This window comes from Streptomyces sp. NPDC059477, from assembly GCF_042749375.1.
Classification (GTDB): domain Bacteria; phylum Actinomycetota; class Actinomycetes; order Streptomycetales; family Streptomycetaceae; genus Streptomyces.
Genome location: NZ_JBHYUG010000041.1, coordinates 34,026 through 48,436 on the forward strand (window position 1 = coordinate 34,026; position 14,411 = coordinate 48,436).

Annotated in this window: 10 protein-coding genes; 8 read left to right on the forward strand and 2 right to left on the reverse strand. The window is 72.7% G+C overall.

The genetic code is table 11. The features are described 5' to 3' along the window. Both ACFXAZ_RS21295 and ACFXAZ_RS21300 read right to left on the reverse strand, forming a co-directional pair. Positions 1–1,706, reverse strand: a 1,706-nt coding sequence (locus ACFXAZ_RS21295; RefSeq protein ID WP_384593327.1) for an NADH-ubiquinone oxidoreductase-F iron-sulfur binding region domain-containing protein, incomplete at its 3' end; no start/stop codon positions are given. Continuing rightward, complete coding sequence (locus ACFXAZ_RS21300; RefSeq protein WP_384593330.1) at positions 1,703–2,977, reverse strand: cytochrome b/b6 domain-containing protein; 1,275 nt, start codon at positions 2,975–2,977, stop codon at positions 1,703–1,705. The genes ACFXAZ_RS21295 and ACFXAZ_RS21300, both read right to left, overlap by 4 nt. 448 nt (positions 2,978–3,425) lie before the next feature. On the opposite strand from ACFXAZ_RS21300, the gene leuS reads away from it, so the two are divergent. The 8 genes from leuS to ACFXAZ_RS21340 all read left to right on the forward strand — a co-directional run bounded on the left by leuS (position 3,426) and on the right by ACFXAZ_RS21340 (position 14,352). Continuing rightward, positions 3,426–6,299 (forward strand): leucine--tRNA ligase, encoded by a 2,874-nt coding sequence (leuS, locus tag ACFXAZ_RS21305; protein WP_384593333.1) that lies wholly within the window; start codon positions 3,426–3,428, stop codon positions 6,297–6,299. A gap of 376 nt (positions 6,300–6,675) precedes the next feature. Then, a complete protein-coding gene (locus ACFXAZ_RS21310; RefSeq protein WP_384593336.1) occupies positions 6,676–7,434 on the forward strand; it encodes a hypothetical protein in 759 nt (252 codons plus the stop codon). A gap of 72 nt (positions 7,435–7,506) precedes the next feature. Continuing rightward, a complete protein-coding gene (locus tag ACFXAZ_RS21315; protein WP_384593339.1) occupies positions 7,507–8,352 on the forward strand; it encodes a DegV family protein in 846 nt (281 codons plus the stop codon). Between the two features lie 107 nt (positions 8,353–8,459). Further along, complete coding sequence (locus tag ACFXAZ_RS21320; RefSeq protein ID WP_384593342.1) at positions 8,460–9,521, forward strand: helix-hairpin-helix domain-containing protein; 1,062 nt, start codon at positions 8,460–8,462, stop codon at positions 9,519–9,521. Next, positions 9,518–12,040: a ComEC/Rec2 family competence protein gene (locus ACFXAZ_RS21325; RefSeq protein ID WP_384593345.1), complete on the forward strand. Its 2,523-nt coding sequence runs from the start codon at positions 9,518–9,520 to the stop codon at positions 12,038–12,040. The genes ACFXAZ_RS21320 and ACFXAZ_RS21325 overlap by 4 nt, the downstream gene beginning before the upstream one ends. A 4-nt stretch (positions 12,041–12,044) precedes the next feature. Next, entirely contained in the window at positions 12,045–12,878 is an 834-nt protein-coding gene (locus ACFXAZ_RS21330) for an arylamine N-acetyltransferase (RefSeq protein ID WP_384593348.1), read from the forward strand. A 258-nt stretch (positions 12,879–13,136) separates the two neighbouring features. Continuing rightward, positions 13,137–14,015: a YceI family protein gene (locus ACFXAZ_RS21335; RefSeq protein ID WP_384593394.1), complete on the forward strand. Its 879-nt coding sequence runs from the start codon at positions 13,137–13,139 to the stop codon at positions 14,013–14,015. Positions 14,016–14,106: 91 nt separating this feature from the next. After that, positions 14,107–14,352 (forward strand): hypothetical protein, encoded by a 246-nt coding sequence (locus tag ACFXAZ_RS21340; RefSeq protein ID WP_382689001.1) that lies wholly within the window; start codon positions 14,107–14,109, stop codon positions 14,350–14,352. Positions 14,353–14,411: the final 59 nt, after the last annotated feature.

The window sequence follows — 14,411 nt, forward strand, 5'->3', positions numbered from 1 at the left end:
CCATGGACGCAGCCGCCCGCACCAGCGCGTCGCTGTCCGGCTGGCCCGCCCCCCCCCCCCGCCCGAGGCAGAAACCCGGGCGCCGCCCGGTGGCGGCGGCCCCCCCGGGCGCGGCGACCGCGGCCCTGGGAGAGCACCGGGAGATTGCGGGCGGGCGCCTGAGCGCGGGTGTCCTCCTCGATGCGCAGGGCGAGCGCGGGGCAGCGGCGCACCGCGCGCAGGGCCTTGGCCTCCGCGTAGCGCGGCACCTCGGCCTGGGCGACGGTCGGGAACCCGTCGGCGCCCAGTTCGAAGACCTCCGGGAGGATGTCCGCGCACAGGCCGTGGCCGCGGCACAGCGTCCAGTCGACGTAGATCTTCTGGCGGCTGGGGCCGTTCTCCCCGGACGCGCCGCCGCCGGGGATGCCGGTCGGGATCCCGCCGCCCTCGAAGAGGGGCAGGACGCCCGTCACGGGCCGTCCGCAGCCGTTTCCCAGGACATGCGCGGCGAGGTCGTCGGTGAACGCCTTGAGGGTCGACTCCAGGAACATCGCGGAGCCGTCCGGGTGCGAGCACGCGCCGCGCCGTTTGACGTTCCTGGCGACCTGCTTGACCGCCTCCAGGGCGGCCGGGCCGCCACCGCCCAGGATGTCCTGGAGGCCGCGCGCGGCGGCGGGCAGCCCGAGGTAGCACGGGCCGCACTGGCCCGCGCTCTCCTCGGCCAGCCACTGGGCGACCCGCAGCGACTCGCCCAGCGGGCAGGTGTCCTGGCTGATCGGCAGGATGGCGCCGGCGCCCAGTGAACCGCCCACCGCGTCCAGGGAGTTGCGGGAGACGATCGCCTCGTCGACCGTGGCGGCGTCGATCCACTTGCCGTGGTAGCCGCCGGTCAGCACCCCTTGCGGTACCGGCGGGGCGCCGGCCAGCTGGAGGACGTACCGCAGCGGTACTCCGGTGGGGACCTCGATCACCATGGGGCGGGCGACCGCGCCGGAGACCGTGAGCATGACGGTGCCGGGCTCGTCGTACAGGCCGGTGTTGCCGTAGCGCTCGGGGCCGATGCGGGCCGCGATGGCCAGTTGGGCGAAGGTCTCGGCGTTGGACAGCAGGGTGGGCGCGCCGCCGACGCCGCTCTGCGAGGCGCTGATCTTGCGGCCGGGCGGGATCGCCGGGCCGCCGTCGATCGAGCGGACCAGGGAGGCCGCCGCGCCGGTGACCATCCGGACCGGGTTGCGCTGCACGCGGGCGCGCAGGGCGGAGCGCCGGCCGTTGCTCAGGCCGCGCTCGGCGAGGGCGGCCTCCATGGAGCGCTGGGTGGACTCACGGGTGACCCCCACCACGAGCGTGCGGGCACCCAGAGCCTCGGCGCACAGCAGCGCGCCGTCCAGGATGAGGTGCGGGGCGCGGTTGATGAGGACCGTGTCCTTGCGGCAGGCCGGTTCGTCCTCGCTGCCGTTGACGACGACGACCGGCCGGACACCGCGCTTGATGGCCGCCTCGGCGACCGAGCGCAGCTTCTTGTGGAAGGGGAAGCCCGCGCCGCCGCGGCCCCTGAGGCGGATGTTCTCGGCGAGCTTGGCGAGTTGCTCGCCTCCCAGGGGTTCGAGCGGGCCGTGCACCTTGAGGTGCATGGGCAGATCGAGTCTTTCGACAAGGTCGAAGCCGGACGTGAGCTGGGGAAGCCCGACCACGCGGACTTCTGGGACGTCGGGCAGGGCCTCGTTCACCTGATGCCTCCGGAGGGCGTGTTCCAAGGTTCGCCCGAACCCGGCCCTTCGAAGTCGTAGGGACCGGGCGTCGATTCAGTGGCGGGACCGCTGTTGTACGTGTCACCCGCGTGGTACGTGCCGTGGAGCGGGTTCGACTCACCGGTGTCGTACAGATCACGTCCGCCGTACCCGCCGGGGCCCGGATCGCCGTAGGTGGGGAGGGTGTGGCCCGTGTCCTGGAGCGGGTCGTACGCCGACGGGGGAGCCGCGCCGACCGGCGGCGGGGACGGGACGGGCCACGAGCCCGGGGCGGAGCCGCCGGTGTCCGTGCGCGGGAGGGACTCGGTGGCCTGGAAGTCCCGCAGTTCCCTTGGCGCGGTGGGCTCGGCCGCGAAGGACCCTGCGGGGCGGGCGGGCCGGGAGACGGCCCGGTAGGCGGCGGCGAAACCGGGGGTGGACTCGGCGGCGTTCGCCCGCGCGGGAGGGTCGTACGAGGGGGGTACCCGGCGTGTCGCGCGCTGCGGTTCGTAGCCGGGCAGGGGTGCGGCGCTCTCACCCGCGCGGGCGCGGGCGGCGTCCAGGTCCTCGCGGCCGGGCCTGCCGGTGGTCCCCAGCAGTGCGGTGATCCTGTCGGCGACCTTGCGCTTGAAGGGGCGGGGCGCCGCGCGCAGTGCCAGGGCGCCCATGACGCCGGCCAGGGAGAGGCCGTACAGGAAGACGAAGAAGGGTTTGGCCTCGCGGCCCGCGTACAGGCCGTGGACCAGGGCGGCGCACCAGGCGGGGTACGCCAGCATGTGCATCGCGCGCCAGCGGGCGGCGACCGGGGCGGGGGAGGCGAAGGCGCCGCGCAGGGCGCCGGTGATGCCCACGAAGACCATCATCAGGCCGGCCAGGGAGCCGAGGCCGACCAGGCCGGCGGTGCTGGTGAAGCCGAGCGAGAAGGGGATCACCGCGGCGATCAGCTCGGTGTGGCCGAGCACGATCTTGGTGGTGAGGTGCAGCAGCAGGAACGCGATCGAGGCGACCGCCGTCGTGCGGTGCACGGCCTGTCCGACGAGCCGCTGGCGCGCGTTCAGCACGATCCGGTCCTGGGCGACCAGGCCCCAGATCACCGAGCAGCTCAGACACACCAGGGACAGCACCCCCGCGCCGAAGTTGAGGAACTCGCGGAATGCCTCACCTCCGGCCAGGACGGCCACGGGTATGAGGATCAGGACGGCGGCGGTCGCCGCCCCGTAGGCCGAGCGCCCCGGCCTGGGCAGCGAGCTGTTACTACGTCGACGGTTCATGGGGGCGACTCCGAGCGGTTCGGGAAAGCGGTCCCGCTGCCGCACTCTAAGTGGAGCCATACCGATGGGTACGGGGTTTGAGTTATTGCGTTGTTATCAAAGGACCATGTGACCGCTGTGATGCCCCTTAGAGGTCGTTACGCGAAGTAATATTTGAACTTTGTTCAGTTTTTCGTGGAGGTAGCCGGTAGTGGCGTGTGGGGTTGGTGAAGGAGACGCCCGATGTCTGGACGGCACCGGAAGCCCGTCGCTCCCCGCTCGGGGGCTGCGGTACCCTAGCGCCATGCGTGCCGTACGCCTTCTGCTTAGCGGGCCGCGCTGATCAGTCCCGACCCACGGTGATCACCGTGAGCGGAATCGGCGCGGCGTCCCCTCCTGTGCGAGGGGATTTTTCGTTTCCCGGATGTCGCAGCCGCAGGCAGAGACGATCGATGGAGCTTTGAGAATCATGAGCGAGACGAACACCGCTGCCGCCGCCGAGGTGGTCGCGCCGCACCGCTACACGGCCGCTCTGGCAGCCGACATCGAGGCACGCTGGCAGGACTTCTGGGACGCCGAGGGCACCTATGAGGCGCCCAACCCGAGCGGCGACCTGGCGGGCGACCCGGCGACGGTCGCCGAGCCCAAGAAGTTCTTCATGGACATGTTCCCCTACCCCTCCGGCGCGGGCCTGCACGTCGGCCACCCCCTGGGATACATCGCCACCGACGTCTACGCCCGCTTCCACCGCATGACGGGCCACAACGTCCTGCACACCCTGGGCTTCGACGCCTTCGGCCTGCCCGCCGAGCAGTACGCCGTGCAGACCGGCACGCACCCGCGCGTGTCCACCGAGGCCAACATCGGCAACATGAAGAGCCAGCTGCGCCGGCTGGGCCTGGGCCACGACAAGCGCCGGTCGTTCGCCACGATCGACCCGGACTACTACAAGTGGACCCAGTGGATCTTCCTGCGGATCTTCAACTCCTGGTACGACGACGAGGCTGGCAAGGCCCGCCCCATCGCCGAGCTGATCGCCCAGTTCGAGAGCGGTGAGCGTGCCGTACCGGGCCACACGCGCGCGTGGCCCGAACTGACCGCCACCGAGCGCGCCGACGTGCTGAGCGAGTACCGCCTGGCCTACGCCTCCGACGCGCCGGTCAACTGGAGCCCTGGCCTGGGCACCGTCCTGGCCAACGAGGAGGTCACCGCCGACGGCCGCTCCGAGCGCGGCAACTTCCCCGTCTTCAAGGCCAACCTGCGCCAGTGGAACATGCGCATCACCGCCTACGCCGACCGGCTGCTGGACGACCTGGCCGAGCTGGACTGGCCCGACGCCATCAAGCTGGCCCAGCGCAACTGGATCGGGCGCTCCGAGGGCGCGCGCGTCGACTTCCCCATCGACGGCGAGCACATCACCGTCTTCACCACCCGCCAGGACACCCTGTTCGGCGCCACCTACATGGTGCTGGCGCCCGAGCACCCGCTGGTCGAGAAGTTCACCCCGGGCGCCTGGCCCGAGGGCACGCGCGCGGTGTGGACCGGCGGTCACGACACGCCCGCCGAGGCCGTCGCCGCCTACCGCGCGCAGGCCGCCGCCAAGTCCGACCTGGAGCGCCAGACCGAGGCCAAGGACAAGACCGGCGTCTTCACCGGCGCGTTCGCCACCAACCCGGTCAACGGCGAGCGGATCCCGGTCTTCATCGCCGACTACGTCCTGATGGGCTACGGCACCGGCGCCATCATGGCCGTCCCCGCGCACGACACGCGCGACTTCGCCTTCGCGCGCGCCTTCGAACTGCCCATGCGGTGTGTCGTCGAGCCGTCGGACGACCGCGGCACCGATACGTCGACCTGGGACGACGCCTTCGCCTCCTATGACGCGAAGATCGTCAACTCCGCGAGCGAGTCCGTCTCCCTGGACGGACTGGGCGTCGCGGACGCCAAGGAGCGCATCACCGAATGGCTGGCCCGCAAGGGCATCGGCGAGGGCACCGTCAACTTCCGCCTGCGCGACTGGCTGTTCAGCCGCCAGCGCTACTGGGGCGAGCCGTTCCCGATCGTCTACGACGAGGAGGGCGTCGCCCACGCGCTGCCCGAGTCGATGCTGCCGCTGGAGCTGCCGGAGGTCGAGGACTACAGCCCGCGCACCTTCGACCCCGACGACGCCGACACCCAGCCTGAGACGCCGCTGTCGCGCAACGCGGACTGGGTCAACGTCACCCTGGACCTGGGCGACGGGCCCAAGAAGTACCGCCGCGAGACCAACACCATGCCCAACTGGGCCGGTTCCTGCTGGTACGAGCTGCGCTACCTGGACCCGCACAACAGCGAGAAGCTGGTCGACCCCGAGATCGAGCGCTACTGGATGGGCCCGCGCGAGGGCATGCCGCACGGCGGCGTCGACCTGTACGTGGGCGGCCAGGAACACGCCGTGCTGCACCTGCTGTACGCCCGCTTCTGGTCCAAGGTGCTGTACGACCTGGGGCATGTGTCCTCGGCCGAGCCGTTCCACCGGCTGTTCAACCAGGGCATGATCCAGGCCTACGTCTACCGCGACAGCCGCGGCATCGCCGTGCCGGCCGCCGAGGTGGAGGAGCGCGACGGCGCCTACTACTACCAGGGCGAGCAGGTCTCCCGGCTGCTGGGCAAGATGGGCAAGTCCCTGAAGAACGCGGTCACCCCGGACGAGATCTTCGCCGAGTACGGCGCCGACACGCTGCGGCTGTACGAGATGGCGATGGGACCGCTGGACGTGTCCCGGCCGTGGGACACCCGCGCGGTGGTCGGTCAGTTCCGGCTGCTGCAGCGGCTGTGGCGCAATGTCGTCGACGAGGAGACCGGCGCGGTCACCGTCGTCGACACCGAGCCCGACGACGAGACGCTGCGGGCGCTGCACAAGGCGATCGACGGCGTCCGCGGGGATCTGGCGGGGCTGCGGTTCAACACCGCCATCGCCAAGGTCACCGAGCTGAACAACCACCTGACCAAGGCGGGTGGCCCGGTGGCGCGGCCGGTCGCCGAGGCGCTGGTCCTGCTGGTCGCCCCGCTGGCCCCGCACATCGCCGAGGAACTGTGGCGCAAGCTGGGCCACACCGACACGGTGGTCCACCGGGACTACCCGGTCGCCGACCCCGCGTACGTCGTGGACGAGACCGTGACCTGCGTCGTCCAGGTCAAGGGCAAGGTCAAGGCCCGTCTGGAGGTGCCGCCGGGCATCTCCGAGGAGGAACTGGAGAAGGTCGCCCTGGCCGACGAGAAGGTCGTCGCCGCGCTGGACGGGGCCGGGATCCGGAAAGTGATCGTGCGGGCGCCGAAGCTGGTGAACATCGTTCCGGCGTAGGGGGCGACAGGGGCCGGTGAGGGGCGGTGGGGCCCGGTGGCGGACACCGCCGCCGGGGCCCTCGTCCGGGGCCCTCGTCCGGGGCCCTCGTCCGGGGCCCTCGTCCGGGGGCCTGGCCTGGGGGTCCTCGCCCGGGATCCGGTTGGTTCGGTGACTCGTCGTATCGCCTTCATGGCGGTGGGTCAGTGGGCCGCGTCTTCGGGGCGGGGGATTCCCGTCCCGGAACGGAGATCCCAGGGTGTGGCCGTCCCCTACGGGATCGGGTGGGGTGTCTGCGGGATGGTTCGGGGTTCTTCCGGAACTCGGTGACTGCCCGCAGCGTTTACCGTGGAGGAGCGGTGCGTGGCGTGCCGCCGCCCGCTGGAGGAGGAGCGTCGTGGAAGCCGTGATCGCAGTGGTCGCCCTGCTCGTCGTGCTCTTCCTGGCGGTGGGCGTCTGGGCCACGGTGAAGGTGGTCGGCGCCGCCAAGCGCGGCGTGGACCGCACCGTCGCACAGGCCCGCCGCACGGTCGAGGACCACACCCTGCGCGCCAAGTCCTTCGCCCAGCCCGGCCCGGTCGGCGAGCTGGCCCAGCTGAGACTGAAGCTGCGCACCTCGATGCGCGCGACACAGGACGCGCTGCACGCGGGCGTCGACGAGGACGCGTCGCTCAAGGAGTCCCTCGGACTCTTCCAGCGCCTGAGCGCCCACGGCCATGAGCTGGACGCCGAGCTGCGCCGCCTGGAGTCCGAGCCCGACAAGAACACCCTCGCCGAGCGGCTGCCCGCCCTGCGCGAGCGCACCGAGCGCATCACCGCCTCGGCCGACTCCCTGCGCTGGGCCGCCCGCGACCGCGCCCGCCGCTTCGCCGACGACGACCTGGACTCGCTCAGCACCCAGATCGACATGGAGGCCGGCGCCCTGCGCCACTGGGACACCACCACACCCGACCCGTCCACCGCGGCCGGCGGCTCCAGCACACCCCCGCCGTGGCCCGAGGCCCCGACCACCGCCGACGCGGCCGACGGGCAGACCTGGCCCGACGACGCCCGGTCCCGCACGGCCGAGGAGCCGACCCGGCCCGCGATCACCCCGCCCGCCCCGCGCCCCACGTACCCGTGGCAGAAGAGCACCCGCCCCGAGAGCACCACCTGATCCCGCCGTCCCCGCGAGGGGTCCACCAGGCCGGGCTGCCGCACCGGCGCTACGCCAGGTAACCTCCAGCTCATGTCCCGCCATGTCGCGATCGTCACCGATTCAACGGCCTACCTGCCGCCCCGGACGATGGAGCGTCATGGCATCACCGCGGTACCCCTGATCGTGGTTCTCGGGGACCGCGCGCTGGAAGAGGGCACGGAGATCTCCACCCGGTCGCTGGCCCAGGCGCTCCAGAAGCGACGCCCCGTCACCACTTCCCGGCCCAGCCCACAGGTGTTCGCCGAGACCTACCGCAGGGCCGCCGAGTCCGGCGCCACCGGCATCGTCTCCCTCCATCTCTCCGCCGAACTCTCCGGCACCTACGACGCGGCGGTCACCGCGGCCCGTGAGGCGCCGGTGCCGGTACGGGTGGTGGACACCGGGATGATCGCGATGGCCCTCGGCTTCTGCGCACTCGCGGCGGCCGAGACGGCAGAGGCGGGCGGCACGGTGGACGAGGCCGTCGCGGCGGCGGAGAAACGGGCCGCCGGCACCTCCGCCTACTTCTATGTCGACACCCTCGACTATCTGCGCCGCGGCGGCCGGATCGGCACCGCGCAGGCCCTGTTCGGCTCCGCGCTCGCGGTCAAACCGCTGCTGCAACTGCAAGGCGGCCGGATCGAGCCGCTGGAGAAGGTCCGTACGGCGTCCCGGGCCATCGCCCGCCTGGAAGAACTGGTCGCGGAGCGCGCGGGCGCCGGACAGGTCGACATCGCCGTACACCATCTCTCCGCCCCCGAACGGGCGTCGGCGCTCGCCGACCGGCTGCGGGAGCGGGTGCCCGGGATCACGGATCTGCATGTGAGCGAGGTCGGGGCCGTCATCGGGGCGCACACCGGGCCCGGGCTGCTGGGGGTCGTGGTGTCCCCTCGCTGAGGGCGGCTTCACTCGTGTGGGTGGCGGAGTTATCCACAATCGGGCCGTGATCCCCGGGAATTGAGCAAGATCATCGCCGTTCGGCCGGAGTGATCCATCCTCGGCACATGGCACTTCGATCACGTATCCACAGCAGGCCCGCGACCAGTGGTCCCGGGCGTCCTCCTGGCTCCGACAGCCGGAGCCGTCATCGCCCTCGACCCGCGCGGGCGCGGGTTCGGCACCGGCATGCCTCGGCGCGGGAGTTGCGGCACCGGGCAGAGCTGATCTTCGGGGAGGCGGGGATCGCCGAGGAGAGGGGAGTGGTGAGGGAGCGGGGGGTGGGGCCGCCGGGGGCCGGGGAGCCGGACGGGGGCGGGGACTTGGCGGCAGACGGGCTTCGCGATCCAGTGGCGGTCGAGGAGGCTTCCGAGCGGGTGGTCGGCAGGCCCATTGCGGAGTCCGGCGTCGGGGGGTCGGTCGGGCGGCCGTGGGGGCGGGGCGTGGCGGCGTTGCGGGAGCGGCTGCCGGTGTGGTTGCAGGCCAGAGTGGGGCTGGAGCGCAGGAGTGTGGTGGCGCTGACGGTCGTTCTGGTGCTGGCGGCCGGTTTCGCCGTGCATCACTACTGGACGGGGCGGCCACAGACCCTGCGGGCGCCGGAGGTGGTCGAGGCCGCCGTGCCCTTCGGGGCGACGGCGGCGACGCCTCGTGAGGTGACGGCGTCGGCGGCACCCGGTGGTGCGGACAGTACGGCCGGTGCTGTCGTCGTGGTCGATGTCGGCGGCAAGGTGCGCGAGCCGGGGGTGCATCGGCTGCCGGTCGGATCGCGGGTGGCCGACGCGCTACGGGCGGCGGGCGGGGTGCGTCCGGGGACGAAGCTGGACGGGCTCAATCGGGCACGGGTGCTGGTCGACGGTGAGCACGTGGTGGTGGGGGGACCGGCCGCGCCGGGCCCGCAGGTCGCGGCGGACGGCGTACCCGGTCCGGGCGCCTCCGCCGCTCCCGTCTCCCTCAACTCGGCCACGCCGGAGCAGCTCGACGCCCTGCCCGGGGTCGGACCCGTGCTGGCGCGGCACATCGTGGACTACCGCACACAGCACGGCGGTTTCCGGTCGGTGGACGAACTGCGGGAGGTGAACGGGATCGGGGACCGCCGGTTCGCCGACCTGCGGGATCTGGTCCGGCCATGAGGACGGCGGTACGTGATCCCGTGGCCCGGCGCGGGGCGCACGCGGGAGGGCGGCTCGGTGACGCCCATCCACGGCAGGAGGGGCCGACGGATCTACGGCTCGTGCCGCCCGCGCTGGCCGCCTGGGCGACGGCGGCGCTGGCTCTGGACGTCTCGCCCGGGTGGGTTCTCGGGGTGACCGTGGTGTGCGTCATGGGCGCCGGTCTGCTGCTGGTGCCCTGGCCGTGGCGGCGGCCGGGGCGCGGAATGCGGCGGCCTGGGCGTGGGATGCGGATCGCGGGCGCGGCGGTGCTGCTGTGTGTCGCGGCTGCCGGGGCGTCGGCCGGGCTGCATGGCGCGGATCTGCGCAGCGGGCCGGTGCCGGAGCTGGCAGGGCGGTTCGCCACGGTGACGGCCGAGGTGGAGGTGACCGCCGATCCACGGCTGTCCCGGCCGCGGGTGAGCGGCGATCACGCCGTACCGGCGTCGGTGCTGCTGTCCGCCGAGGTGACGGAGGTGGCGGCCGGCGCGGGCGTGGTGCGGACACGGACGCCGGTGCTGGTGATCGTGGATTCCGGGGCGCGCGGTGACGGGGTGGCGGCGGCTTCGCCGTGGCTCGGGCTGCTGCCCTCGACGCGGGTACGGGTGGAGGGGCGGCTGGCGCCGGTGACGGCGGGGGGCGGGCGGATCGCGGCGGTGCTGCGGGTGCGGGATCCGGCGGCGCCCGAGCTGGTGGCGGAGCCCACGGCGACCCAGCGGTTCGCGGGGAGACTGCGGGCCGGGCTGCGGGAGGCGACCGACGGGCTCCCAGCGGACGCACGGGCGCTGCTGCCGGGGCTGGTCGTCGGGGACACCTCGCGGATCACGCCGGAACTGGACGAGGCGTTCAAGGAGACGGATCTGGCCCACCTGCTCGCGGTCTCCGGCAGCAACCTCACCATCATCCTGGCCCTGCTGCTCGGCCCGCCCGGTCTGGCCCAGCGGACGGAGCGCCGGGGTGCCGCGCCCCGGTTCGGGATCTCGCTGCGGACCACGGCGGTGTGCGGCGGGGTGCTCACGCTGGCCTTCGTGGTGGTGTGCCGGCCGGACCCGAGTGTGCTGCGCGCCGCCGCCTGCGGGGCGGTCGTCCTGCTCGCCCTGGCCACCGGGCGCCGCAGAGCACTGATCCCGGCGCTGGCGACGGCCGTACTCGTGCTGGTGCTGTACGACCCGTGGCTGGCACGGAGTTATGGATTCCTGCTGTCGGTGCTGGCCACCGGGGCCCTGCTCACGCTGGCGCCGAGGTGGAGCGCGGCGCTGCGGCGGCACGGGGTGCCGGGGCGGCTCGCCGAGGCGCTGGCGGCGGCGGGTGCGGCGCAGGCGCTGTGCGCGCCGGTCGTGACCGTGCTGTCGGCCCGGGTGAGTCTGGTGGCGGTGCCGTGCAATCTGCTGGCGGAGTTCGCGGTGGCGCCGGCCACGGTGCTGGGGTTCGCGGCGCTGGCGGTCGCACCGCTGGCGATGCCGGTGGCCGAGGTGCTGGCGTGGGGTGCGGGCTGGCCGACCGGCTGGATCGCCCAGGTCGCGCGGACCGGGGCGGCCTTGCCGGGAGCCGGCGTGGACTGGCCGGGGAGCTGGACCGGGGCGGTGCTGCTGGCGCTGGTGACGGCGGGCGTGCTCTACGTCGGGCGGCGACTCTTGGTACGGCCGTGGCTGTGCGGGGCGTGCGCGCTGCTGCTGGCGCTGGTCGTGGTGCAGCCGGCCCCGCTGACCAGGGTGATCACGGGCTGGCCACCGCCGGGCTGGCGCCTCGCGATGTGCGATGTCGGGCAGGGGGACGCGACCGTGCTCGCGGCCGGGGACGGCAGCGGGGTGGTCGTGGACACGGGGCCGGATCCACGGGCGGTCGACCGCTGTCTGCGGGCCCTCGGCATCAGCAGGGTCCCGCTGGTCGTCCTCACCCACTTCCACGCCGACCATGTGGCCGGGCTGCCCGGGGTGCTGCGCGGGCGGGCCGTGGGGGCGATCGAGACGACGGGGCACGAGGAACCGGCCGATCAGGCCGCGTTCGTACGGCGGGAGGCGGCGGCCCGGGGTGTTCCCGTGCGGCGGGCGGTCGCCGGGCAGGAGCGCAGAAGCGGCGGCGGGCTCAGCTGGCGGGTGCTGTGGCCGCCGGAGGGGCCGACGCCGGGGGCGGAGGGGGCGAACGACGCCAGTGTGACGATGCTGGTCCGCTCGGGCGGGCTGCGGATGCTGCTGCTCGGGGATCTCGAACCTCCGGCGCAGCAGGCGCTGTTGAGAACGCCGGCGGCGGCACTGCTGGGCAAGGTGGACGTACTGAAGGTGGCTCATCACGGCTCGGCGTATCAGGATCCCGGGCTGCTCCGCGCGGTGGCGCCGAGAGTGGCGCTGATCTCGTGCGGGCGGGGCAATACGTACGGGCATCCGGCGCCCAGTACGGTCGCGGCGCTCAGGGCGGCGGGGGCGCTGGTGAAGCGCACGGACCGGGACGGGGCGCTGGCGGTGGCGGGTGGGGGCGGAGGGCTGCGGGTGGCGGGAGACTGAGGGCATGAATTCCGCACAGGTTGATGCGTATCTCCGCCGTCTGGGCGTCGGACACCCGGCGTGGCCCACCGTCGACGTCCTGCGCGAGCTGCAACTGCGCCACCTCCAGACCGTGCCCTTCGAGAATCTGTCGCTGCATCTGGGGGAGCCGGTCGTCCTGGAGGAGAAGCGGCTGGTGGACAAGCTGGTGGGCGCGGGAAGGGGAGGGTTCTGCTACGAGGTCAACGGGGCGTTCGCCGCCTTGCTGAAGGCACTCGGGTTCGATGTCACGCTGCTCGCCGCGCGGGTGTACGGGAAGGAGGGGCGGACCGGGATTCCGTACGACCATCTCGCGCTGCGGGTGCGGACGGTGGACGGGGGCGAGTGGCTGGCCGATGTCGGCTTCGGGTCGTTCAGTCACTGGCCGCTGGCGTTCGGAGAACGGGGCGAGCAGGTGGATGCCGGGGGCGTGTTCCGGATCGTCGAGGCGGGGCCGGACCGGGCGGGGGTGCGGGGCGGGTCGGCGTCGGCGGACGGTGATCTGGACGTCATCATGGACGGCAGCCCGCAGTACCGGCTGGAGACGCGGCCACGGGTGCTCGGGGACTTCGTGGCCGGGGCCTGGTGGCACAGCACCTCCCCGGAGTCGAGTTTCACGCAGTCGCTGGTGTGCTCGCGGGTCACCGAGGAGGGCGGCCGGATCACGCTCGCCGGGCGCGGTCTGACGGTGACGGGGCCCGATGGGACGCGTGAGGTGCGGGAGCTGGGGGCGGACGACGAGGTGCTGGAGGTGTATCGGGAGCGGTTCGGGGTGGTGCTGGAAGAGGTGCCGAGGGTGCCTAAGGTGCCCGGTGGGTGACGGGGGGCGGTCTTTGGTCCGGTGGTCGGTCGGGGGGCTGAAGGTGGCTGAGGGTGGCTGAAGGTCGGGTTTGCTTAGGGCTGTTCAGTAGGTTTCTGTGCGTTATCTGTACAAAGAGTGTGTAAGGGGCTACTCGGGTGTAGTCCGAGCGCACGTGCTGGTTTCCAGCCATGTGGACTCGTGTTGCCTCGAAAGCCACATCGATGGTCGAATGTTTCTTCGGTAACGGGGACGTCGAGTGGTGCAGAGGTGTCGCAGATGATCGGCCGCTGGCTGGGAAGCCGGACGAAGCGGGTGCAACGGACGAGTCCGCTGGCGGCGGTCCGGACCCCACCACAGGCGGGAGTTCTCAGCTGCCGGGTGATCGACCCGGTCAACGAGCCGGTGCGCAACGCGGAGTTCGTGGTCAGCGACGCCATGGGGCGCACGGTGGTGAGCGGGGGCACGGATCCCTTCGGGTCGTTCATCACGGCGGTCCCGGCCGGGGAGTACCGGCTGGCGGTGTCGGCGGACGGGTTCACACCGTTCCGGGGCAGCGCGACCGTCGCCGAGGACGCGCTCGCCTCGCTGGGCGATGTGACGCTCCAGGTCGCCGCGCCGCCCGGGCTGCCGGCCCCCGGTGACTGGGAGGTGGAGCCGATGCACTCCTCCATCGCCTTCACCGCACGGCACATCGGGCTGGCCCGGATCCACGGTCGGTTCAACGCGTTCGCCGGGGCGGTGCGGATCGCCGACCGGATGGAGCAGTCGGCGATGCATGTGGTGATCGACGCGGCGTCCATCGACACGAATGTGCGGATGCGGGACGACCATCTGCGGTCGGCGGACTTTCTGGACGTGGAGCGGTTCCCGACGCTTGAGTTCTACAGCGACCGGTTCGCGCACCGGGGCGGGAACAAGTGGGCGGTCACCGGGGCGCTGTCGCTGCACGGTGTGACGCGGACGGTCACGCTCGAAACGGAGTATCTGGGCCAGGGCAACGGCATGGAGGGCGAGGTGCGGGCCGCGTGCCGCGCCACCACCGAGCTGCATCGGGACGACTTCACCGTGAGCTGGCAGACGATGCTGGCGCGCGGGATCGCGGTGGTCGGGCCGAGCATTCGGATTGCGCTGGATGTGCAGATCGTGCCGAAGTAGGGGGCGGTGGGGCTGCGGGGCTGCGGGGCTGCGGGACTGAGGGACTGCGGGGCTCGTTCGGGGCGGGGCGCCGGTGGCGGAAGATGGCGCTGTGAGTGATGTGAGGCATGTGCTGGTGCTGCCCGACCGTGAGGCCGCGGAGGACGCCGCCGAGGCGCTCGGGGAGCGGTTCGGGATCGCCGAGGAGCCGCGGCTGGTGCGGGACGCGCTGGCCGGTGAGGACGATGCCGAGGACGCGCAGTGGCTGCTGGTCCTGCGGGACGAGGACGGGCGGCTCGACGCCGCCGAGCTGGACGCGTTCGCGGGGGAGTGGGACGGGTGGCGGGAGGAGCCGTAGGGGCTGTGCCCGGCTGACCTTGTGTTCTGTACTTGGGTGACCTTGTGTTCTGCGCTCTG

Excerpts from the sequence above, each read along its gene's own strand:
- ACFXAZ_RS21300 (WP_384593330.1), bottom strand. The coding sequence starts at position 2,977 with ATGAACCGTCGACGTAGTAACAGCTCGCTGCCCAGGCCGGGGCGCTCG.
- ACFXAZ_RS21315 (WP_384593339.1), top strand. The coding sequence starts at position 7,507 with ATGTCCCGCCATGTCGCGATCGTCACCGATTCAACGGCCTACCTGCCG.
- ACFXAZ_RS21320 (WP_384593342.1), top strand. The coding sequence starts at position 8,460 with ATGGCACTTCGATCACGTATCCACAGCAGGCCCGCGACCAGTGGTCCC.
- ACFXAZ_RS21330 (WP_384593348.1), top strand. The coding sequence starts at position 12,045 with ATGAATTCCGCACAGGTTGATGCGTATCTCCGCCGTCTGGGCGTCGGA.
- leuS (WP_384593333.1), top strand. The coding sequence starts at position 3,426 with ATGAGCGAGACGAACACCGCTGCCGCCGCCGAGGTGGTCGCGCCGCAC.
- ACFXAZ_RS21325 (WP_384593345.1), top strand. The coding sequence starts at position 9,518 with ATGAGGACGGCGGTACGTGATCCCGTGGCCCGGCGCGGGGCGCACGCG.
- ACFXAZ_RS21335 (WP_384593394.1), top strand. The coding sequence starts at position 13,137 with ATGATCGGCCGCTGGCTGGGAAGCCGGACGAAGCGGGTGCAACGGACG.